The organism is Bradyrhizobium sp. 1200_D9_N1_1 (assembly GCF_052075915.1).
Classification (GTDB): domain Bacteria; phylum Pseudomonadota; class Alphaproteobacteria; order Rhizobiales; family Xanthobacteraceae; genus Bradyrhizobium; species Bradyrhizobium diazoefficiens.
Map to the genome: position 1 here is coordinate 1,929,631 of NZ_CP197226.1, position 18,456 is coordinate 1,948,086.

17 protein-coding genes are annotated in these 18,456 nt (G+C 66.6%); 12 read left to right on the forward strand and 5 right to left on the reverse strand.

What is annotated here, in order from left to right; translation table 11 throughout:
- Positions 1 to 44 precede the first annotated feature (44 nt).
- The 4 genes from AB5K84_RS09365 to AB5K84_RS09380 all read left to right on the forward strand — a co-directional run bounded on the left by AB5K84_RS09365 (position 45) and on the right by AB5K84_RS09380 (position 3,708).
- Positions 45 to 566 (forward strand): hypothetical protein, encoded by a 522-nt coding sequence (locus tag AB5K84_RS09365; protein WP_011090014.1) that lies wholly within the window; start codon positions 45 to 47, stop codon positions 564 to 566.
- A 100-nt stretch (positions 567 to 666) separates the two neighbouring features.
- Positions 667 to 1,359, forward strand: a complete 693-nt coding sequence (locus AB5K84_RS09370; RefSeq protein ID WP_011090013.1) for a response regulator transcription factor — start codon at positions 667 to 669, stop codon at positions 1,357 to 1,359.
- On the forward strand, positions 1,346 to 2,437 hold the full coding sequence (locus AB5K84_RS09375; protein ID WP_011090012.1) for a sensor histidine kinase: 1,092 nt from the start codon (positions 1,346 to 1,348) through the stop codon (positions 2,435 to 2,437). Before AB5K84_RS09370 ends, AB5K84_RS09375 begins: the two co-directional genes overlap by 14 nt.
- Before the next feature lie 29 nt (positions 2,438 to 2,466).
- Entirely contained in the window at positions 2,467 to 3,708 is a 1,242-nt protein-coding gene (locus AB5K84_RS09380) for an amidohydrolase family protein (RefSeq protein ID WP_038965456.1), read from the forward strand.
- 10 nt (positions 3,709 to 3,718) lie between these two features.
- Here the strand turns inward: AB5K84_RS09380 and AB5K84_RS09385 are convergent, their stop codons facing one another.
- Together AB5K84_RS09385 and AB5K84_RS09390 are read right to left on the reverse strand one after the other, a co-directional pair.
- Positions 3,719 to 4,090 (reverse strand): response regulator transcription factor, encoded by a 372-nt coding sequence (locus AB5K84_RS09385; protein ID WP_011090010.1) that lies wholly within the window; start codon positions 4,088 to 4,090, stop codon positions 3,719 to 3,721.
- On the reverse strand, positions 4,087 to 4,953 hold the full coding sequence (locus tag AB5K84_RS09390; RefSeq protein ID WP_011090009.1) for a S1C family serine protease: 867 nt from the start codon (positions 4,951 to 4,953) through the stop codon (positions 4,087 to 4,089). Before AB5K84_RS09390 ends, AB5K84_RS09385 begins: the two co-directional genes overlap by 4 nt.
- Before the next feature lie 183 nt (positions 4,954 to 5,136).
- On the opposite strand from AB5K84_RS09390, the gene AB5K84_RS09395 reads away from it, so the two are divergent.
- The 3 genes from AB5K84_RS09395 (at position 5,137) to AB5K84_RS09405 (ending at position 9,608) form a co-directional block, all read left to right on the forward strand.
- Positions 5,137 to 6,102 carry a VOC family protein gene (locus tag AB5K84_RS09395; RefSeq protein ID WP_011090008.1) on the forward strand — a complete coding sequence of 322 codons (966 nt, stop codon included), beginning with the start codon at positions 5,137 to 5,139 and terminating at the stop codon, positions 6,100 to 6,102.
- Between the two features lie 56 nt (positions 6,103 to 6,158).
- Positions 6,159 to 7,034, forward strand: coding sequence for a dihydrodipicolinate synthase family protein (locus AB5K84_RS09400; RefSeq protein ID WP_011090007.1), 876 nt, complete (start codon positions 6,159 to 6,161; stop codon positions 7,032 to 7,034).
- Positions 7,035 to 7,283: 249 nt separating this feature from the next.
- Positions 7,284 to 9,608: a xanthine dehydrogenase family protein molybdopterin-binding subunit gene (locus tag AB5K84_RS09405; protein WP_038965457.1), complete on the forward strand. Its 2,325-nt coding sequence runs from the start codon at positions 7,284 to 7,286 to the stop codon at positions 9,606 to 9,608.
- 173 nt (positions 9,609 to 9,781) lie between these two features.
- On the opposite strand, the gene AB5K84_RS09410 is transcribed toward AB5K84_RS09405, so the two are convergent.
- Genes AB5K84_RS09410 through AB5K84_RS09420 form a run of 3 tightly spaced genes read right to left on the reverse strand, consistent with a single transcriptional unit; the run spans position 9,782 to position 13,004 of the window.
- A complete protein-coding gene (locus AB5K84_RS09410; RefSeq protein ID WP_011090005.1) occupies positions 9,782 to 10,978 on the reverse strand; it encodes an acyl-CoA dehydrogenase family protein in 1,197 nt (398 codons plus the stop codon).
- Between the two features lie 17 nt (positions 10,979 to 10,995).
- Positions 10,996 to 12,144, reverse strand: a complete 1,149-nt coding sequence (locus tag AB5K84_RS09415) for an acyl-CoA dehydrogenase family protein (RefSeq protein ID WP_011090004.1) — start codon at positions 12,142 to 12,144, stop codon at positions 10,996 to 10,998.
- Positions 12,145 to 12,149: 5 nt separating this feature from the next.
- The gene (locus AB5K84_RS09420) at positions 12,150 to 13,004 is read right to left on the reverse strand and encodes an enoyl-CoA hydratase (protein ID WP_028172927.1); all 855 of its coding nucleotides are present in this window, start codon (positions 13,002 to 13,004) and stop codon (positions 12,150 to 12,152) included.
- Positions 13,005 to 13,289: 285 nt separating this feature from the next.
- Between AB5K84_RS09420 and AB5K84_RS09425 the strand changes: the two genes are divergently transcribed.
- The 5 genes from AB5K84_RS09425 to AB5K84_RS09445 all read left to right on the forward strand — a co-directional run bounded on the left by AB5K84_RS09425 (position 13,290) and on the right by AB5K84_RS09445 (position 18,454).
- Positions 13,290 to 13,898 carry a LemA family protein gene (locus AB5K84_RS09425; RefSeq protein WP_011090002.1) on the forward strand — a complete coding sequence of 203 codons (609 nt, stop codon included), beginning with the start codon at positions 13,290 to 13,292 and terminating at the stop codon, positions 13,896 to 13,898.
- A 132-nt stretch (positions 13,899 to 14,030) separates the two neighbouring features.
- Positions 14,031 to 14,921 (forward strand): TPM domain-containing protein, encoded by an 891-nt coding sequence (locus tag AB5K84_RS09430; RefSeq protein ID WP_038965458.1) that lies wholly within the window; start codon positions 14,031 to 14,033, stop codon positions 14,919 to 14,921.
- A gap of 5 nt (positions 14,922 to 14,926) precedes the next feature.
- Positions 14,927 to 15,424 (forward strand): TPM domain-containing protein, encoded by a 498-nt coding sequence (locus AB5K84_RS09435; protein ID WP_011090000.1) that lies wholly within the window; start codon positions 14,927 to 14,929, stop codon positions 15,422 to 15,424.
- Positions 15,425 to 15,835: 411 nt separating this feature from the next.
- Positions 15,836 to 16,825 (forward strand): hypothetical protein, encoded by a 990-nt coding sequence (locus tag AB5K84_RS09440; protein ID WP_038965459.1) that lies wholly within the window; start codon positions 15,836 to 15,838, stop codon positions 16,823 to 16,825.
- Positions 16,826 to 16,918: 93 nt separating this feature from the next.
- Positions 16,919 to 18,454 (forward strand): hypothetical protein, encoded by a 1,536-nt coding sequence (locus AB5K84_RS09445; protein WP_011089998.1) that lies wholly within the window; start codon positions 16,919 to 16,921, stop codon positions 18,452 to 18,454.
- The last annotated feature ends 2 nt before the right edge of the window (positions 18,455 to 18,456 follow it).

Below are 18,456 nucleotides of genomic sequence, written 5' to 3' on the forward strand. Positions count from 1 at the left end.
CCCCGGAGCGGCGCGACCGTCGCCGCGACAAGGAGGATATTCAGATGCACAGCAGGCTTCTCACCGGCATCGTCGCGGCGGCCATGGCTGCGACGTTGGGGGTCGCTTCGCCCGTTCTCGCCCGAGGTGGTGGTTTCGGCGGCGGAGGACACGGCGGCTTCGGCGGCGGAGGACATGGCGGCTTTGGCGGCGGAGGACATTTCGGCGGCGGCATGCACGCCGGTGGCTTTGGCGGGATGCATGTCGGCGGCGTGGGCGGTGCTCGTTTCGGTGGCGCCCACTTCGCCGGCTCGCCGATGACCGCCCACGCTGCGATCGGGCCGCGCTTTGCCGGTGCGCCGCTCGCGACCCGCGCCGCCTTCGGGCCGCGTTTCGCCGGCACGGGCTGGCACGGCAGGCCCTTCATCGGCCGCCATGCATTCTTCTTCCGCCATCATCGCTTCCACCGGTTCGCCTTCGTTGGCGCGCCCTTCTACTACGCCAATTACTACGACGACGGTTGCTGGCGCAGGAGCTGGACGCCCTATGGGTGGCAATGGGTCAATGTGTGCGGAGACTATTGGTAGTCGCATCGCCGTACCGCACCATTGTCGCGATCGCCATCGGGCGGTTCCGCTCAGCCCCGGAACGGGATAGTCTGGTGGCGATCGTCGCGCGGAGTTTTGCATGACCGGAGGTCACCGCCGCATCCTGGTCGTCGAGGACGATCCGGAAACCGCAGGCCAGCTCGTCGAAGAGTTGACGACCTCTGGCTATGAGGTCGATCTCGCCGCCACGGGGCGCGAAGCCCTGAGCCACGGCGCCGCCCGCGACTATGCCGTGATCACCATCGACCGCATGCTGCCCGACATCGACGGCATCACCGTGATGCGCCAATTGCGCGACGACGGCATCGCGGCGCCCTTCCTGATCATCTCCGCGCTCGGCGAGGTCGACGACCGCGTGCGCGGCCTGCGCGCCGGCGGGGACGACTATCTCGTCAAGCCGTTCTCCTTCGTCGAGCTGCTTGCGCGGCTCGAGGCCCTCGGCCGCCGCAGCGAGACCATCGCCAAGGAGACGCTGTTGCGCGTCGGCGACCTCGCCATCGACCTGATCGCGCGCAACGCCAGCCGCCGCGGCCGCAAGATTCCGCTGCTGCCGCGCGAGTTTCAGCTGCTCGAATATCTCGTCCGCAACGAGGGCCGCGTCGTCTCGCGTGCGATGCTGCTCCAGCACGTCTGGGACCTGCATTTCGATCCCTCGACCAACATCATCGACGTCTATGTCGGGCGCGTCCGCCGCAAGGTCGACGACGCCCAGGCCTATCCGCTGATCCACACCATCCGCGGCATCGGATATTGTCTCCGTGCTCCTGGCTAAGACGCTCCGCTCCTCGACCTTCCGTCTGGCGCTGATCGCGATCGCGGCATTCGGGCTGATCGTCGCGGCGATCATGGCCTACGTCTATTTCGGTACGCTCGCCTATGTGGAGAGCCGGCTCGGCTCCGCCGGCGATCGCGACGGCTTCACCGGCACGATCGAACTCGCCATGGTCGCGGTCGCGGTGCTGCTCCTGGTGCTCGCCGGGCTCGCAGCCGTGCTGGTGACCCGGCGCACGGTGGGGCGGATCGAGGAGATCAACGCCACCAGCCGTGCCATCATGCTGTCCGGTCTCGACCGCCGCATTCCCCTGCGCGGCAGCCACGACGAGTGGGACCGCGTCGCCGAAAACCTCAACCAGATGCTCGACCGCATCGAGACGCTGATGGGCGAGGTCAAGCAGGTCAGCGACAACGTCGCCCACGATCTGCGCACGCCGCTGACGCGCATGCGCGGCCGGCTGGAGAAGGCCTATCACACCCCGCGCAACAGCGAGGCGGATGCCACGCTGATCGGCGACACCATCGCCGATCTCGATGCCGTGCTCGGCATGTTCGCCTCCATCACCCGGATCTCGGAGATCGAGACCCGCGCCCGCAGGAGCGCCTTTCGCGCGCTTGATCTCGCCGAGATCGCCGGCGAGGTCGTCGAGCTCTACGACGCCGCCGCCGAGCAGGTTGCGACGCGTCTCAGCCTCGGCGGCGACCGCGAGGTCGCGATCACGGGCGACCGCGACCTCTTGTTCGACGCCGTCGCCAATCTCGTCGACAACGCGATCAAGCACGGCCGCAAAGGCGGGCAGGTGACGGTGACATGCCGCAGCGCCGATGGCGGCGCCATGATTACGATCGCCGACGACGGTCCGGGCATTCCCGCTGAGGCGCGCGATCACGTCTTCAAGCGGTTCTACCGTCTCGAACAAAGCCGCTACACGCCGGGCAACGGCCTCGGCCTCAGCCTCGTTGCGGCAGTGGCGCGCCTTCATGGCGCCGAGATTGCGCTGCATGACAATGCGCCGGGCCTGACGGTCCAGCTCCGGTTTCCGCCGCCCGCGCAGCCCGGCACCCAACTTGCATGATTGCACGCGTACCGAGTGGAAGTCCTGCAATGCCCCGCCTGCCAGACCTCGTCATCACCAATGCCCGCACGCGCAGCCGCGAGATCGTCGACATTGCAATCACCGATGGCGTGATCACCGCGATCGGCAACCGGCTCGATCCCGGCGCACAGGCCTTCGTCGATGCCAAGGGCGGCCTGGTGACGCCGGCCTTTGTCAATCCGCACCTGCACCTCTGCAAGGTCTGGACCCTGCCGATGATGTCGGAGGCGGCGCTAGAGGCCTATCAGGGCGGCGGCATGAGCGAGGCGGCGAAGGCGGTCGATCTCGCCGCAGCGGTGAAGAGCAACTACGACGCGTCCTGGATCGTCCCGAACGCACGGCGCGCGGTGGCGCTCGCCGCGCTCCACGGCAACCTCCACATCCGCGCCTTCGCCGACGTCGACACCAAGGCCCGGCTGGAGGGCGTCAAGGCGCTGCTCGCGATCCGCGAGGAGTTTCGCGGCATCGTCGACATTCAGGTCGTGGCATTCCCGCAGGACGGCCTGTTTCGCGAGCCCGGCGCAGAGGGCCTGATGCGCAAGGCGATGGCGCTCGGGGCCGACGTCGTCGGCGGGATTCCCTGGATCGAAGCCGACGAAGAGGACATGCGCCGCCATGTCGCGTTCTGCTTCGACCTCGCGGCCGAGCACGGCGCCGAAACCTCGATGCTGCTGGACGACGTCGGCGACGCCAACATGCGCACGCTCGACATGATGGCGCGCGCGGTGATCGCGCGCGGCGTCGAGGGCCGGGCGCTCGCCCATCATTGCCGGGCGATGGCGCTCTATCCCGAGAACTATCTCCGCGAGCTGAAGGTGCTGCTCGGAAAGGCCCGTGTCAGCGTCGTCAGCAATCCGCACAACGGCCCGCTGCACGCGCGGGTGAAGGAATTGCTCGGTGCCGGCATCAATGTCTGCCTCGGCCAGGACGACATTTCCGACGCCTATTATCCGTTCGGCCGCAACAACATGCTGGAGGTGGCGTTCCTCGCCTCGCATCTGTTGTGGATGACGAAGAAGAGCGAGTTCGAGACGCTCTACGACATGATCACCACGCGCGCCGCGACGGCGATCAACCTCGAGCGCTATGGCCTCGGGCTCGGCTGCGCAGCCAACCTGGTCGTGCTCGAACAGGCCGACGTCACCGAGGCGCTGCGCTTCCACAGCCCGCCCAGCATCGTGATCAGCCATGGCCGCGTCGTCGATACCGACCGCATGCGCGAGCTGGCGCAGACCGCGATCGGCGATTGAACCGCGCCGCTCAGAGCTCGATCACGCCGCGGCGCGCGGCATGCGCCACCGCATCGGTGCGGCCGGTGGCATCCAGCTTGTCGAGCAGCGAGCCGACATGGAATTTCACGGTGTGCACGGAGATGCCGAGCTGACGCGCGATCATCTTGTTGGAGGCGCCCTCGGCCATCAGCGCCAGCACGTCGAGCTCGCGCTGCGTCAGTGCGATGTCCTCGGGCATGCTGCGCGGATCGCGGGCGACGATCGTCGCGGCGGCCTGCTCGCCGGGCGCGGCAAGGCGCAGCCCGGCGACATTGCCGAGCAGCGCCGCCAGGCGATCGGCGAGGGCGGGATCGTCGATCTCCAGGGACAGCACGATCTCCGGTAGCTTGTCCTCGCTCACGCCTCCGGCCTCTCGCCGACCGTGACCTTGAAGCTGATCGGCTCGCCGCCGCGGCGCACCGCGACATCGACCACAGCGCCGACGCTCGCAGGTCCCAGTGTTCTCGACAGCGCGCGCACGCCGGACAGTTTCTGGTCGTTGACCGCCACGATCACATCGCCCTGGCGGATGCCGGCCGCCGCAGAAGGTCCGGCCTTGTCGACATTCATCACCATGGCGCCGATGCCGTCCTCGAGCCGCACCGGCTGGAGCCCGAGCCCGAGATATCCGCGCGCGATGCGGCCGCGGGCTTCGAGTTGCGGCGCGATGCGCTCGATCGTCGCCGTCGGGATCACCAGCACGCGCCTTGGTCCGAGCACGGCCATGCCGAAGGCTTCACCGGTCGCATCGAGCGCAAGGCCGCCTTCCTGGCCCGGACGCAGGCGAACGTCGAGCTCGATCCGGGCATCGATGTCGCCGCCGCGTAGGGAGCGCCAGCTCTTGCCGGACGCCGATACCATCCCGAGCGCGGCGCTCGGCGTATCACGGTTGGTGGCCACGACAACCGACAACGCGCCGAGGGGCGGGACCGTCGCGGCGAGCTTGACCGGCGCGACGCCGGCCTCGGTGCGCAGCAGCGCGATGTCGGTGGTGTGGTCGCGGCCGGCGATCGTGGCGACCACCCGGCTGCCGTCGGGGAGGCCGATCTCGACCTCGCCCTCGTCGGCCAACGCCTCGTCGGCGGTGACGATCAGGCCGGGCTTCCAGACGAAGCCGGTTGCGCGGGAGCGATGCGAGTGCACGGAGACGACGGAGGGCGCGGTGCGCGCCACGACATCCGCGAGCGCGGACGACAGTGAGGACAGTGGAGTTGGGGCGGTCATGGCGGTCTCCTGTAAGTTGTCCCCAATCTGGGATGTCGCGGGCGGTAGCGAAACTGGTCGGGTGGCCAGGACGGAGCCGGCGCCGGCCGACGAACATGTGATTGGGAGCCGTTCACGGGAACGTGTAGCAATCGGTCGACATTGCGCCGTACGGCCTTAGACGTTTCCAGCGAGCCCCGACCGATGACCATCGATCTCACCCGCCGCACCCTGCTCCAACTTGCCGGAGCCACCTCGCTCGCGATGGCGGCCGCGGCTGCCGCACGCGCCGAGGGGACTGCGCAAGGCGGCGGGCCGACCTATGCCAGCCGCACGCCGATGCGGGTCGGCATGGTGACGCTCCGGGTCAAGAATCTCGACACGGTTGCCGACTACTACCGCGACGTGATCGGGCTGACCGTCATGGAGCGCTCCGCCAGCGCTGCGAAGCTCGGTACGGCCGGCATCACGCTGCTCGTGCTCGAGGCGCGTCCGGATGCGGCGATCGAGCCGCGCAATGCCGCAGGCCTCTACCACACCGCCTTCCTGATGCCGACCCGCAAGGATCTCGCGCGCTGGCTGGTGCACGCCGCCTCGCATCGCGTGCCGCTGTCGGGCTTTGCCGACCATCTCGTCAGCGAATCCGTCTATCTCGACGACCCCGAAGGTAACGGCATCGAGGTCTATGCCGACCGCGAGCCCTCGCAATGGCAGTGGAGCGAGGGCAGCGTGAAGATGGCGACCGACGAGCTCAACATCCCCGACCTGCTGTCGCTGACCAATACGCGCGTTCCCGACTATGCCAAGGCGCCGGACGGAATGCGCGTCGGCCACATGCATCTGCGCGTCGGCGATCTCGCGCAGGCCGAGAACTTCTACCACGGCACCGTCGGCCTCGACCCGACCCGCAAGCGCAACGGCGCGGCGTTCCTGTCGTCGGGCCGCTATCACCATCACCTCGGCATGAACGTCTGGCAGAGCCAGGGCGCGGGCCTGCGCGACGATTCCACAACCGGTCTCGCCTGGTTTTCGCTGGTGATGGCGAAGCAGGAGCTGCTCGCCGCTCAGGAAGAGCGCCTGCGCAAGAGCGGTGTGAAGGTCACGGCGCTTGCCGACGGTTTGGAGGCGGTCGATCCCTGGGGCACGCGGGTGCGCTTGCTCAAGGTTTGATCGCCGGGGCGGGCATTGGTAATACCCGTCGGGTGCCAGCTTCCGGAGCCCCCGACATGTCCGAATTCCACGGCGTCTTCCCCTACCTCGTCTCCCCCGTCGATGCCGACGGCACGGTGCGGACGAGCGTGCTCGCAAAGCTCTGCGACGACCTGATCGGTGCCGGCGTGCATGGTCTGACGCCGCTCGGCTCGACCGGCGAGTTCGCCTATCTCAATGCCGCCCAGCGCACGGCGGTCGTGCAGACCACGATCGAAGCCGCGAAGGGCCGCGTGCCCGTGGTGGCCGGCGTCGCCTCCACCTCGACCGCGGATGCGGTGACGCAGGCACGGACGTATCAGAAGCTCGGCGCCGACGGCATTTTGGCGATCCTGGAGGCGTATTTCCCGCTCGCCGATACCCAGGTCGAATCCTATTTCCGCGCCATCGCGGACGCCGTGGACATTCCCGTCGTCATCTACACCAATCCGCAATTCCAGCGCTCCGACCTCACCCTCGAAATCATCGCGCGCCTCGCCGAGCATCCGCGCATTGGCTACATCAAGGACGCCTCGACCAACACCGGCCGGCTGCTCTCGATCATGAACCGCTGCGGCGATCGCCTGCGCGTGTTCTCGGCCTCCGCCCACATTCCGGCCGCGGTGATGCTGATCGGCGGGCTCGGCTGGATGGCGGGACCTGCCTGCATCATCCCGCGCCAGAGCGTCGCGCTCTACGACCTCTGCCGGGCGGGCCGCTGGGACGAGGCCATGGCGCTCCAGCGCAGGCTGTGGCGGATCAACGAAGCCTTCGCCCGCTTCAACCTCGCCGCCTGCATCAAGGCCGGCCTTTCGATCCAGGGCTACGACGTCGGCGATCCCATCCCGCCGCAGGCCGCGCTGACGGCCGATGCGCGCAAGGTGGTGGAGACAGCGCTCCGGGAGCTGGCGTAGCCGTCATTCCGGGGCGATGCGCAGTGCGTAGGGTGGGCAAAGCGAAGCGTGCCCACCATCTTGATCGCGTTGGTTGAGCGACCGTGGGCACGGCGCAAGTGCGCCTTTGCCCACCCTACGGAATCGCAGATTTGCGGGACCGCATGCCGAAATCGTGGATATCCCGCCCAAAACCGCGGCTGGTATGCCCCCGGTCGATCCGCTAAAAGGCTGCCCGCAGTTTCGAAAAGACCTCGAGGACCCCACGGAATGAACATTCTTCCCGGCAATTTGCGTTTCGGAGCGGGCCAGCCCGTCAAGCGTTTGGAAGACCAGCGGCTGCTGACCGGGAAGGGGCAATTCATCGACGACAAGCCGCAGGACGGCGCGCTGTGGTTGCACGTGCTGCGCTCGCCGCATGCGCACGCGAAGATCGTCTCGATCGACACCAGCGCCGCGGCCGGAATGCCCGGCGTCACCGCGGTCTACACCGGTGCGGATCTCGTCAGGGACGATATCGGCAGCATCCCGACGCTGAGCATCTTCAAGCGCCCCGACGGCAAGCCGATGACGGTGCCGCCGCGCCGGCTGCTCGCCCATGAGGTCGTGCGTTACACCGGCGAGGCGGTGGCGGCGGTGGTCGCCGCCTCCCGCGCGGAGGCGCAGAGCGCGGCCGAAGCGATCGTGGTCGAATACGACGTGCAGCCCGCGGTGGTCGACCCGGTCGAGGCGGTGAAGCCCGGCGCGCCTGTGGTGTGGCCGGAGGCGCCCGACAACATCGTCGGCGCGATGGCTTACGGCGATGCCGCCAAGGTGGACGAGGCCTTTGCCAAGGCCGCGCACACGGTCGAGCTCGACATCATCAGCCAGCGCCTCGTGCCCTCCGCGATGGAGCCGCGCTCGACCATCGCCGAGATCGACAAGAAGACCGGACGTCTCCTCCTGCACGTGCAGTCGCAGACGCCGGCCTCGACCCGCGACGTGCTGGCGGGAGCCGTGCTCAAGCGCCCCAAGGACAGCGTCCGCGTGCTGGTCGGCGACATCGGCGGCGGCTTTGGCCAGAAGACCAACCTCTATCCCGAGGACGGCATCGTCGCCTACGCCGCGACCAAGCTGAGCAAGAAGATCCGCTGGCGCGGCGACCGCACCGACGAGTTCGTCGGCGGCACCCACGGCCGCGACCTCACCTCGACCGCGTCCTTCGCGCTGGACGAGAAGGGCAAGGTGTTGGCCTATCGGGTCAAGTCGATCGGCTGCACCGGCGCCTATTCTTCGGGGGCCGCCAACATCATTCCCCTGGTGCTCGGGCCGTTCGTGCAGACCGGCGTCTACGATCTTCCGCTGGTGCATTTCGAGGTGAAGTCGGTGATGACCCACACCGCGCCGGTCGGTGCCTATCGCGGTGCGGGCCGGCCCGAGGCCGTCTTCATCGTCGAGCGCCTGTTCGACGCCGCCGCGCGAAAAATCGGCATGGATCCGCGCGCGATCCGCAAGGCCAACTACATCAAGCCGGCGCAGCTGCCCTACACCAATGCTGCGGGCCAGGTTTACGATTCCGGTGCCTTCGCCCACATGCTCGACCGTGCCGTGAAGCTCGCCGACTGGGACGGCTTTGCCGCGCGCAAGAAGGCGGCGAAGAAGAAGGGCCTGCTCTACGGCCGCGGGCTCACGTCGTACATCGAATGGACCGGCGGCCGCGCCCATACCGAGAAGGTCAGCCTGCACGCGACCTCGCAGGGCCGCGTCGTCCTGCATTCCGGCACCATGGCGATGGGGCAGGGGCTTCAGACCACCTACACCCAGATGATCGCCGACACGCTCGGCATTGCCATGGACAAGATCGATGTCGTCCAGGGCGACACCGATCTGGCGATGGGCTTTGGCAGCGTCGGCTCGCGCTCGCTGTTCGTCGGCGGAACGGCCGTGGCCGTCTCGTCGAATGACCTGATCCAGAAGGCGCGCGAGAAGGCGGCGAACGTGCTGGAGACCTCGGTCGAGGACATCGAATATCAGGGCGGCATGCTCACCGTGGTCGGCACCGACCGCCGCATCAGCCTGTTCGACCTTGCCGAGAAGGAGAGCGGCGCAAAACTCAGCGTCGATTCGGAAGGCGAGGTCGATGGTCCGAGCTGGCCGAACGGCACGCATATCTGCGAGGTCGAGATCGACCCCGAAACCGGCGTCTCCCGCGTCGTGCGCTACACCACCGTCGACGACGTCGGTGTCGCCGTGAACCCGATGCTGGTGACGGGCCAGATCCATGGCGGCGTCGCGCAAGGCATCGGCCAGGCGCTCTATGAGGGCGTCTCCTACGATGCCGACGGCCAGCTCCTGACCGCGAGCTATCAGGACTACTGCATCCCGCGCGCCGGCGACGTGCCGCCGATCGAGGTGACACTGGATGATTCCGCGCCCTGCCGCACCAACCCGCTCGGCGCCAAGGGCTGCGGCGAATCCGGCGCCATCGGCGGCCCGCCCTGCGTCACCAACGGCGTGATGGATGCGCTCGCCGAGCTCGGTATCACCCAGCTCAACACGCCCCTGACGCCGCAGAAGATCTGGCAGGCGATCAGGGACGCGAAGGCGGGGGCATAGCCCGCGCTGTTGCGGCAATCTTAGCTGTCGTCCCGGCGAAGGCCGGGACCCATAACCACCGAGCCTGGTTTGGCGAAGATCGGTGGTTACCGGCTTCGCACGCCAACTTCGTCACGGCGTATGGGTCCCGGCCTTCGCCGGGACGACACCGAATGCGTTGCGCGAGCTTTGCCTCAAATCCCCAGCATCATCTTCGCGATGATGTCGCGCTGGATCTCGGACGTGCCGCCGAAGATCGTGTAAGCCCGGCCGTTGAGATATTCCGGCACCACCGTCAGCATGTCCTCGGGTATCGCCGGTTCGTGGTTGAGCTTGTAGAGCGGGCGCATCGGCTCGACGGCGAGGGCGTCATGGCCAATCACGTCGGCGCCCAGCCGTGTCACGGCCTGGCGGATCTCGCTGTTGCGCAGCTTCAGGATCGACGACACCGCGCCGGGATTCTGTCCGGTCTGGAGCGCCGAGAGCACGCGCAGCTCGGTCATCTCCAGCGCGTCGATGTCGACCTCGACCTCCGAAATGCGCGTCGCGATGTCAGGACTGTCGATCGCGCGGCCGGTCAGGTCCGACTCGGCAAGGTCCGCGATCGCCTTCAGCCCTTCGCGCAGCTTGGCGGAGGCGATGCCCGAGCCGCGCTCGAATTCGAGCAGGTACTTGCCGTAGGTCCAGCCCTTGCCTTCCTCGCCGACCCGATTGGCCATGGGCACACGCACGTCGTCAAAGAACACCTGGTTGACCTCGTGGTCGCCGCCGATGGTGAGGATCGGGCGCGTCGTGATGCCCGGCGTCTTCATGTCGATCAGGATGAAGCTGATGCCGTCCTGCTGCCGCGGCCCGTCGCTGGTGCGCACCAGCGCGAACATGCGGTTGGCGTGGTGGGCATGCGTGGTCCAGATCTTGGTGCCGTTGATGATGTAGTGGTCGCCGTCGCGCACCGCGCGCGTCTTCAGCGAAGACAGGTCGGAGCCGGAGCCCGGCTCGGAGTAGCCCTGGCACCAATAATCCTCGCCGGAGAGAATCCGCGGCAAATAGAAGTTCTTCTGCTCAGGGCTGCCGAAGCCGATGATGACGGGCCCGACCATCTTTACGCCCATGACATTCACATTGGGCACGCCGGCGCGCGCGGATTCGGTCTCGAAAATCCAGCGCTGTGCCGGCGTCCAGTCCGGACCGCCATATTCGACCGGCCAGCCCGGCGCGCCCCAGCCCTGCCTGTGCAGCGCGCGCTGCCAGGCCATGCCGATATCAGGATCGGAGAATACCGAGGGCGTCAGCGCGGTCGCGCGCTTCATCTCCTCGGTGAGATTTTTGGCGATGAAGCCGCGCACCTCGTCCTGGAAGGCGCGCTCCTCGGCATTGAACGACAGGTCCATGATGCGCTCCTTTCGGTTCAGGCCGATACGCCGGTGCGGCCAAGCCGGGCGTGGCGGGCATAGTGGTGCGCGCTGCCGCCGAACAGCGTGTCGAAGGCGACGAGCCGCTTGAAATAGGCGCCGACCTCGAGCTCCTCGGTGACGCCCATGCCGCCGTGAAGCTGGATCGACTGCTCGCCGACGAAGCGCGCGCATTTGCCGATCTTCGCCTTCGCGCCCGACGCGGCCCGCGCGCGCTCGATCGGCGTGCTGTCTGCCTTCAGCGCGGCGCGCAGCGCCATCGAGCGCGCCTCGTCCACCTGCATCGCCATGTCGGCAAGGCGGTGGCGGATCACCTGGTTGGCGGACAGCGGCCGGCCGAACTGCTTCCGGATCTTGGTGTATTCCAGCGTCGTCTCCAGCAGCATCTGCATGATGCCGACGGCCTCCGCGCCGAGCGCGGCCATGGCGCGATCGACGGCCCATTCGATTGCGGGCAGCGCATCCTTGCCGTCGCCGAGCAGGGCGTCCTCAGGAAGATGCACGTCGGGCAGCTCGATATTGCAGGCGCGCCCGCCGCCAAGCCGCGGATAGTCGGAGATTGAGAGGCCCGGCGCCGTTGCCGGCACCAGGAACAGGCCGATCCGCCCCGATGGCCCCCGATGATCGTGAATATGCGCGGAGACGATGATCTCGTCGGCGGCATGGCCGTCGAGCACGGCGATCTTGCTGCCGGCAAGACGCCAGCCCTGCGCGGTCTTGTTGGCTGCGGTCGCAACTTTGGCGAGATCGAACCGCGCTGCGCGTTCGGAATGCGCAAGCGCCAGCTTCAACGACCCGTCCGCGATCTTCGGCAGGCTCGCCTGCTTCTGCGCCGTGCTGCCGCATCTGTCGATCAGCGCGGCTCCGAGCACGACGGTTGCGACATAAGGCTCCGACACCAGCCCGCGGCCGAAGGCTTCCATCAAGATGCCGATCTCGACCGCACCACCGCCGAGCCCATCAAACTGCTCCGGGATCGGCAACGCCAACCAGCCGAGCTCGGCAAACTGCGTCCATACCGCCGGGCTGAAGCCGAGCGGATCGTTCGCCATCTTGCGGCGATGATCGGCATCGTAGCTCTCGGCCACGAAGCGTTCCGCGCTTTCGCGCAGCAGCCGTTGCTCGTCGCTCAGATTGAGGTCCATCGCGTCTACTCCGCGGCCGCCGGCGGTTTGCGCACGGAGGGATGCAGGCCCGATGGATCGACGATCATGCCGAACTCCTGAAGGTTATGGGCGTGACAGAGCTGATGCAGGGCAAAGGCCTGGTCAATTGCAGCCGGCTGGCCCATCACATCGACCGAACGATTGACCGCCTCCTTGGTCAGCTTCAGCGCGAAGGACGGCTTTGATGCGATCCGGCGCGCCAGCTCCAGCACGCGCGATGACAACTCCGCGCGTGGCACGACCTGATTGACCATGCCGAGCTGATGCGCCTCCTGCGCGCTCCAGCTGTCGGCCGTGAACAGGAATTCCTTGGCCTTGCGCGGCCCGAGCTCCCAAGGATGCACGAACCATTCGACGCCGCAGACGCCCATGGCGACCACGGGATCGCAGAACTGCGCATCGTCGCTGGCGACGATGAGGTCGCAGGCCCAGGCCAGCATCAAGCCGCCGGCGATGCACTTGCCGTGCACCTCGGCGATAACAGGCTTTGCCAGATTGCGCCAACGGCGCGTGATCTGGAGATATATTTCCTGCTCGCGCGCGAAGCGGCCGTGCGCGTTGGCTTCGGCGAAGCCGCCCCAATTTCCGATCGGCGGAAAATCGACGCCCGCTTCATTCTTGCCGCCCGGGCGCAAATCGTGGCCCGAGGAGAAATGCGGCCCGTTGCCGGCAAGGATGATCACCTTGACCGTGTCGTCCTGCACCGCGGCATCGAAGGCAGCGTTGAGGTCGTAGGTCATTTGCAGGTTCTGCGCGTTGCGCGCATCGGGCCGGTTCATGACGACCCGGGCAATCGCCGGCTCCGGCCGCTCCACGAGGATGGTCTCGAACGAGGACATCGCGTTCCCCCTGGCGTTTCCGTTTGGTCTTATTGTTTCGTTGAGTTGACTATGTTGGCCGGTGATAGGCAAGGGGCTTGCGTCAATCGGCTGGCGATGGGGCGCGCATATGCTTGTTGCAGTCATTCCGGGGCGCGAAGCGAACCCGGAATCTCGAGATTCTTCGATGCTCCGGGCCGCGCTTGCGCGGTCCCGTCGCATCGCCCGGGAATGACGAGAAGAAATCTCGACACTCGCCAGGGCCCTTCTGATAGTTTGCGCCGGATTCCACCGGGAGAAATTTTGATGCGCAAGATCCTGACCGTGCTGGCGGCGCTGGCCTCGCTCAGCCTCACCAATTGTGGCTACAACGCGATCCAGAGCGAGGACGAGCAGATCAAGGCCAACTGGTCCGAGGTCGTGAACCAGTATCAGCGCCGCGCCGATCTCGTGCCCAACCTCGTCAACTCGGTGAAGGGCTTTGCCCAGCAGGAGAAGGACGTGCTGCTCGGCGTCACCAATGCCCGCGCCAAGGTCGGCAGCATCCAGGCAACGCCGGAGGTGCTGAACGACCCCGCGGCCTTCCAGAAGTTCCAGGCCGCCCAGGGCGAACTCTCCAGCGCGCTGTCGCGCCTCCTGGTCGTCACCGAGAACTACCCGCAGCTCAAGTCGGACGCGCTGTTCAAGGACCTGATGTCCCAGCTCGAGGGCACCGAGAACCGCATCACGGTGGCGCGCAACCGCTACATCAAGGCGGTGCAGGAGTACAACGTCACCATCCGCTCGTTCCCGACCAACCTCACCGCGATGACGTTCGGCTACAAGGAGAAGCCGAACTTCTCGGTCGAGAACGAGAAGGAGATCTCGACCGCGCCGAAGGTCGATTTCAATCCTGCGCCCGCGCCATCGAAGTAAGTGCGTTCGCCTCTCATGCGCGCCACGCCCACCACTGTCATTCCCCGCGGAAGCGGGGAATCCAGTACGCCGCGGCCTTTCCGTATCTCGCTGCCGTCTCTGGAATACTGGATCGCTCGGTCAAGCCGGGCGATGACACTGAGTGTGTGGTTCGTATTCGCACTCCTCCTCACCTTCGCGTTTCCCGCCTTCGCCGACGTCGCGGTGCCGCAGCTGACCGGCCGCGTGGTCGACCAGACCGGCACGCTCTCCAGCGGCGACATTGCTGCGCTCACGCAAAAACTGCGCAACTTCGAGACGCGCAAAGGCAGCCAGGTCGCCGTCCTGATCGTGCCGTCCACGCAGCCGGAAACGATCGAGCAGTTCTCGATCCGGGTTGCGGAGGCCTGGAAGATCGGCCGCAAGAAGGTCGACGATGGCGCGATCCTCGTCGTTGCTAAGAACGACCGGCATTTGCGCATCGAGGTCGGTTACGGCCTCGAAGGCGCGCTCACCGACGTCACCTCGCGGCGGATCATCGACGAGATCATCACACCGAAATTCAGAACGGGCGATTTCAGCGGCGGCATCTCGGATGGCGTCGATCGCATGATCCGCGTCATCGACGGCGAGCCGCTGCCGGTTCCCTCGCCCAGCGTGAATTTCGGCAATCTGGACGACATCGGGCCGCTCTTCTTCGTGACGGTGTTCGCCTCGATCGGGGTCGGCGGGTTCTTCCGGGCCATGCTGGGGCGGCTGCTCGGATCATTGGTGACCGGCGGCATCATCGCAGCATTGACCTGGCTCATTCTCGGTTCCTTCGCACTTGCCATGGTGCTCGGCGTCGCCGGCTTCATCATCGGATTCATCGCCGATGTGGTTTCCGCGATGGGACCGAGCACGGGGTCGTCGCGTCGGGGCTCGTGGTCGAGCGGATCGTCGGGAGGCGGCTGGAGCAGCGGATCGTCGGGCAGCAGCGACAGCGGCAGCTTCAGCGGCGGTGGTGGCAGTTTTGGCGGCGGCGGCGCCTCGGGGAGCTGGTAGCGGTCATGAGCATCAAGCGCATTGCCAGACATCTGGTGCAGCATCATTGGCGGGCAAAGCGGATTTTTCCGCCAAAGGTGCTCACCCGCATCGAGCAGGCGATCAAGCAGGGTGAGACCACCCATTCCGGCCAGGTCCGCTTCGTCGTCGAAGGCGCGCTCGACGGCGGCCCCCTGTTCCGCAACCAGCCGGCGCGCGAGCGCGCGCTCGACGTGTTCTCGCATTTGCGCATCTGGGACACCGCGCACAACAACGGCGTCCTCATCTATCTCCTGCTCGCCGATCGCGACGTCGAGATCATCGCCGACCGCGGCATCGACGCGAAAGTTGGCGCGGCGGGCTGGGAGACCATCTGCCGCGCCATGGAGGCGGAGTTCAGGTCCGGCCAGTTCGAGCGCGGCGTGATCGAAGGCATCGCAGCCGTGTCGCGCGAGCTGGCAAAGCATTTTCCTCCGCAAGGCTCGCATCGCAACGAGCTGCCGGATGCACCTGTGACGATGTGAGCGCCGGCCAGTAATCCGCACTCCGTCATTGCGAGCGTAGCGAAGCAATCCAGAGTCTTTCCGCGGTGGCAGTCTGGATTGCTTCGCTACGCTCGCAATGACGAGGTCGAGATTGCGCGCCCAACTCTCTCACCGTCACCCCCGCGCAACCGCGAAGCGGTTGCCGCTGGAGGCGGCCGCCTCTTCAGCTGTCCTCGAAGGGCGGCGGCCCGACCGTTGCCCTGCCGTTCATCTTCCCCCGGTTACAAATTGTTTCACGCCCGCCACACCGGATCCACTTTCCCGGCCAAATTCGGCCCCTGATGACTTCCTAAAATTTCGGTAAGCGGGTCCGAAGGTAAGGATTTCGCAAGCAATGAAAGTTACCAAAAGGTCAATCCAGAGTGGAGTATTTGAGCCGTGAGCGAACCAATGGCTGAGCAGGCTGCCCAAGAGACCGGCGAACAGACGAGCGTCGAAGCCGCCGCGACCGCGCCGCAGGCCGTCGAGGCTGCCGGGATCGAGGCCCCTTCGATTGCCCCCGACCATGAGACGCCGCCCAAAGCCGATCCAGTCAAGGTCGAGCCGCCCAGGATCGAAGCCTCGAGGATCGAGGTGCCGAAGTTCAGCGCCACGCCGCAGGCTGAATCCAAGCCCGAGCCGAAGCCCGGCAAGCTCATCGTCATGCCCCCCTCGGATCGCGCCTGGGACCGCGAGGATTTCGCCCCCCACGTGAAGGCGGACGAGCCGCGCGAGGCCGGCGGCAAGCGTCGCCTGTCGGCGATGGCCGCGGTGGTGGCGATTGCCGCCAGCGTCGGCGCGATCAGCGGCGTGCTCGCGACCGCCGGCATGATGCACTTTGCAGCTCCGGTTCCGGCGCCAGCGCAGGTCGCCGACACCAGCGCGTTCGATGCCTCCGTCGCGCGGATCGATGCCGACCTCGTCGCGCTCAAGGCGAATGTCGAGCACACCTCCAAGACCGGTCTCAACCAGTTCAACCGGGCCAACGACCGTCTCGACAAGCTCGAGAAGGCGCAGGCCGAGCCGATGGCCAGGATCGCAAAACTGTCCGAGACCGTGGACAAGCTCCGTGCCACGCCGCCCGCAGCCCCCGCGCAGGCTGCCGCCACACCCGCCAGGGAGACCACCGGCTCGATCGCGCCGACCCAGGTTGCGACCGCTGCCGCCGCACCGGCTCCGGTGCCCGCCGCGCCCAAGACCGAGGTCGGCCGGCTCCCGACGATCGAGGGCTGGGTCCTGCGCGACGTCGCCAATGGCGGCGCGCTGATCGAGGGCCGGGGCGGCCTTTACGAGGTTTATGCCGGCGATCCCATTCCCGGCGTTGGCCGCGTCGATGCGATCCGCCGCCAGGACGGCCGCTGGGTGGTTGTTACCAGCAAGGGCCTGATCGTCGCGCGCTAAGCTGTCGGAATTCGACTTTCGAAGAGGCGCTTCACCACCATGTGAAGCGCCTTTTTTCTTGAATAGGGGTCCTTGCGCGGTGTTACTGAAGGCATGAGCCGCGTGTTGCGAATTCTCCTTGCTGTCGTCGTGCTTCTTGGTGGCGCCATGTCGCTATCGGCAGCGGAGAATGCACAGCTCACGCGCGGCACGGCGATCACCGATCCCGATGTCCTGCGCAGGCTCGACCAGAACGATGCGCTCACGATCTCGCGCCTGTTATGGCCGGAGCGCAACGCGAACTTTCCGCTCACGAACGATCTGCTGTTCTCCTCGATGCCGCAGCTTGCGCCAATTCCGCCGACAATCGACGCGGAGTTCGATCGCTACATCGCGGGACACAAGGCGGCATGGCCGAGCGAGACCATCGGCGTCGGCGAAGGCTTTGACGTGCAGCTGTTCGATCGGGCCGCGCTGAAATCCCCCAACACGCGTTTCGTGCTGGCCGGCATCGTCAACCGCATGGACCGCGCCTATGTCGCGGAGGATTCCTGCGGCGAGATCCGCCTGATCTATCGGCTCACCCGTTTCGACGCCGGACCGGACGGGAGCAAGACGGCGACGCGCCTGCCGATGACGTTCAACCTGGTGCTGAAGGCGCGTGAGGCCCGCCAGATCGCCTCGAACGGCAAGCCGGTCACCTGCGCCGAGGTCGCGCGGCGCTGGCTCGACAATGGCGACTGGCAGGGGCTGATCGGCGGCGGCTTCTATCCTTACGATGCCATGCTCGATCGCATCGAGACCAACATCCAGGTCTCGATCGCGCCGAAATCGGCGCTGCACGACTTCCGCTCGGACTATTTGCTCAAGGTGTTCAAGTACGACGCCGCGACGAAGACGTTCGAGGAATCGACGCTGGAGAACCAGATCGATCGCGACCGGATTTTTGCGGACAATGATCTCCGACGCGACTTCAAAGAGTGGCTGCTCGCGCCCGACCATCTGCGCGAGTTCGATCGCGGCACGGTGCTGATCCCCGAGAAATTTTTGGCCAAGGCCGCGGTGGTGCCGACACCGGCCGGCCTCGATGCCTCCGCGTTGCAGCCGGAGTTCGGCATGATGCAAGGCGAAGGCAAGGACAATCCCGTCTTCACGGACAGTGATGTGGTTAGCGCGTTGAAGCAGGCGACCGCGCGCGCTGACGTGCAGAACATCCGCTCGGTCGCGGGCTTCCAGCGCCGTCTCAACGACGTCACTTGCGCCGGCTGTCACCAGACCCGCGGCATCGGCGGCTTCCATTTTCCGGGCGTGGATTGGCTGGCGGACAAGCCGTCCAATGCCACCATCGTGCCGGCCTCGCCGCATTTCCTTGGCGACCAGCTTCGCCGCCGCGACATCCTGACCGCGTTCGCGGCCGGACAGCGGCCTGATTTCTCACGCGGATTCGCCAGCCGGCCGCAGACCCGCGGCAGCCAGGAATTGGCCGGCACCGAATATCAGGACGGCTGGGGAGCGCATTGTTCCTTGCAAGATGCGGGATCGGGAACGCCGGACAAGAGTTTTACGTCATGGAGCTGTGCCAAAGGTTTGACCTGTCAGGCTGCCGCGGCCTCGCGCCGCATCGGCATGTGCTTCATCAAGACACATTAGCG

Bases quoted from the DNA above. Each gene is read 5' to 3' on its own strand.
- AB5K84_RS09365 (WP_011090014.1), top strand. From the start codon at position 45: ATGCACAGCAGGCTTCTCACCGGCATCGTCGCGGCGGCCATGGCTGCG.
- AB5K84_RS09370 (WP_011090013.1), top strand. From the start codon at position 667: ATGACCGGAGGTCACCGCCGCATCCTGGTCGTCGAGGACGATCCGGAA.
- AB5K84_RS09380 (WP_038965456.1), top strand. From the start codon at position 2,467: ATGCCCCGCCTGCCAGACCTCGTCATCACCAATGCCCGCACGCGCAGC.
- AB5K84_RS09390 (WP_011090009.1), bottom strand. From the start codon at position 4,953: ATGACCGCCCCAACTCCACTGTCCTCACTGTCGTCCGCGCTCGCGGAT.
- AB5K84_RS09395 (WP_011090008.1), top strand. From the start codon at position 5,137: ATGACCATCGATCTCACCCGCCGCACCCTGCTCCAACTTGCCGGAGCC.
- AB5K84_RS09400 (WP_011090007.1), top strand. From the start codon at position 6,159: ATGTCCGAATTCCACGGCGTCTTCCCCTACCTCGTCTCCCCCGTCGAT.
- AB5K84_RS09405 (WP_038965457.1), top strand. From the start codon at position 7,284: ATGAACATTCTTCCCGGCAATTTGCGTTTCGGAGCGGGCCAGCCCGTC.
- AB5K84_RS09410 (WP_011090005.1), bottom strand. From the start codon at position 10,978: ATGGACCTGTCGTTCAATGCCGAGGAGCGCGCCTTCCAGGACGAGGTG.
- AB5K84_RS09415 (WP_011090004.1), bottom strand. From the start codon at position 12,144: ATGGACCTCAATCTGAGCGACGAGCAACGGCTGCTGCGCGAAAGCGCG.
- AB5K84_RS09420 (WP_028172927.1), bottom strand. From the start codon at position 13,004: ATGTCCTCGTTCGAGACCATCCTCGTGGAGCGGCCGGAGCCGGCGATT.
- AB5K84_RS09425 (WP_011090002.1), top strand. From the start codon at position 13,290: ATGCGCAAGATCCTGACCGTGCTGGCGGCGCTGGCCTCGCTCAGCCTC.
- AB5K84_RS09430 (WP_038965458.1), top strand. From the start codon at position 14,031: ATGACACTGAGTGTGTGGTTCGTATTCGCACTCCTCCTCACCTTCGCG.
- AB5K84_RS09435 (WP_011090000.1), top strand. From the start codon at position 14,927: ATGAGCATCAAGCGCATTGCCAGACATCTGGTGCAGCATCATTGGCGG.
- AB5K84_RS09440 (WP_038965459.1), top strand. From the start codon at position 15,836: ATGGCTGAGCAGGCTGCCCAAGAGACCGGCGAACAGACGAGCGTCGAA.
- AB5K84_RS09445 (WP_011089998.1), top strand. From the start codon at position 16,919: ATGAGCCGCGTGTTGCGAATTCTCCTTGCTGTCGTCGTGCTTCTTGGT.